Annotated in this window: 1 protein-coding gene; it reads left to right on the top strand. The window is 59.5% G+C overall.

Annotated features, from left to right (window positions below; all coding sequences use genetic code 11):
- Positions 1–259 precede the first annotated feature (259 nt).
- Positions 260–2062 (top strand): amidohydrolase, encoded by a 1803-nt coding sequence (locus ASB58_RS05760; protein ID WP_118129638.1) that lies wholly within the window; start codon positions 260–262, stop codon positions 2060–2062.
- Positions 2063–2155: the final 93 nt, after the last annotated feature.

Here is a 2155-nt window from a genome sequence, read left to right as displayed (position 1 = left end):
GCCGAGGTGTTACCCTGGCTACCTGCTGCGCGTTGTTCGCTGCAAGTGGCGCGCATTTTATGCGTCACATTCCACCCCGTCAACAACTATATCCATTCCCTGTAGAGCAAATGTGATCTCGGCTCCCCCTCCCCCCTGAACAGGCCCCTGGATCAACCCACCCTATCAGCCAAACAAGCTGCCGCCACACGGCTACACTTTTTATTCCAGCCCCTACCCCTGACCCAATCGTCAGCAAGCCTCAAGGAAGACAGACAGCATGACAATGACCACCTGCAGGTCCCTCATCCTTGGCAGCAGCCTACTGGCAGCCAGCATCGCCAGCGCCCAGGAGATAGCCGACACCGTTTACCTTGGCGGTCCCATTCTGACAATCAATGACGAGCAGCCGACAGCGGAGGCTGTCGCCGTCCAGGACGGACGCATAATCGCCGTTGGCAGCCTCGATCAGATAAGGCTTCACCAGAGCGCCGCTACCAGGGTATTCGACTTGCACGGCCGCGCCATGCTTCCCGGCTTCGTCGACAGCCATGGTCACGTCGTCATGGGCGGCCTTCAAGCGCTATCAGCCAACCTGCTGGCGCCACCTGATGGCGAGGTGACCGATATCGCCAGCCTCCAGGACTCACTGCGTACGTGGATGGAAGAAAACGAAGCCGCGGTCAAAAAAATCAAACTGATCATCGGATTTGGTTACGACAACGCCCAGCTGGCAGAACTAAGTCACCCCACCCGACAGGATCTGGATGCAGTATCGACCGAGTACCCCATCATGATCGTGCATCAGTCGGGCCATCTCGGTGTGGCCAACTCCAAAGCGCTCGAGCTAGCAGGCATTGACGCGTCTACCGACAACCCTCCCGGCGGCGTCATTCAACGAGGCAGCGACGGCAATCCCAATGGGGTATTGGAGGAATATGCGTTCTTCACTGCGCTGATGCCGATGCTCTCCGGGCTAGGCCCGGAAGGCATGCAGATATTTGCCAAGGCGGGCGCTGAAATGTGGGCTCGTTTCGGCTACACCACCGCGCAGGATGGGCGCTCCTCTGGCGGCGTTGTAGAGGCACTGAAGGCCGTTGACCAGGCCGGTGACCTCCCCATTGACGTTATCGCCTACCCCGACGTGCTCGAATCCAAAGACTATCTTGAAGCCCATGTATCGCGCGCCTACACCGGCCACGTTCGCACTGGCGGCTGCAAGCTGACCATCGACGGCTCCCCGCAAGGGTTTACAGCCCTGCGCGACCGCCCCTACTACGACCCGGTTGGTGACTACCCGGAGAACTATGCAGGCTACGCGGCAGTGACCATGAAACAGGTCCAGGACTCGGTCAACTGGTGCTACCAGCACAAAATGCAGATCATCACCCACGCCAACGGCGAGGGAGCATCCGACATGCTGATAAGCGCCCTCAAAGCCGCGCAGAAGCAATATGGCGACCCCGGTAACCGCCCGGTTTTGATTCACGGCCAGTTCCTGCGCGAAGATCAGGTCGACAGCTATCAGGAGCTGGGCGTTTTCATGTCACTATTCCCGATGCACACCTTCTACTGGGGCGACTGGCACCGCGAACATACTGTCGGCCCCGCGAACGCCGAGAACATCTCACCCACCGGCTGGGTACGCGCACGCGGCATGATGTTCGGCTCTCACCACGACGCGCCTGTTGCCTTCCCCGACAGCATGCGGATTCTCGACGCTACGGTAACGCGGCGTACTCGCTCCGGCGATATTCTGGGGCCGACACAGCGTGTGGACGTCATGACTGCCCTGAAGGCAATGACTATCTGGCCAGCGTGGCAACAGTTCGAGGAAGAAACCAAAGGCAGCATCGAGACGGGCAAGATCGCCGACTTTGTAATCCTGTCCAGGGACCCGACCAGCGTCGATCCGGAAACGCTCGACCAACTACGCGTCATGGCCACGATCAAGGACGACAAGGTGATCTATCAGGCCAGCGAAAGCGACCAGGCGAGTTCTCTGCCACGCCCGCCGCTGATTGCCGATCAGGCGCACGCCCACCACCTGCTTGACGCCTGGTACGAGGGGCTTAACAACTGACGATCTCGCCAGCCAGCGTCGGAAGCAGTGGTCGCGGGAAAAAGACCATTTGGGCACAAAAAAACCGCCTCTAGGACGGTTTCTTTGTTACGA

The sequence above is a fragment of the Pseudomonas abyssi genome, from assembly GCF_003444685.1.
Classification (GTDB): Bacteria; Pseudomonadota; Gammaproteobacteria; order Pseudomonadales; family Pseudomonadaceae; genus Halopseudomonas; species Halopseudomonas abyssi.
The sequence above is the reverse complement of the archived record's forward strand: the minus strand, read 5'-3'. Positions and strand labels throughout refer to the sequence as shown.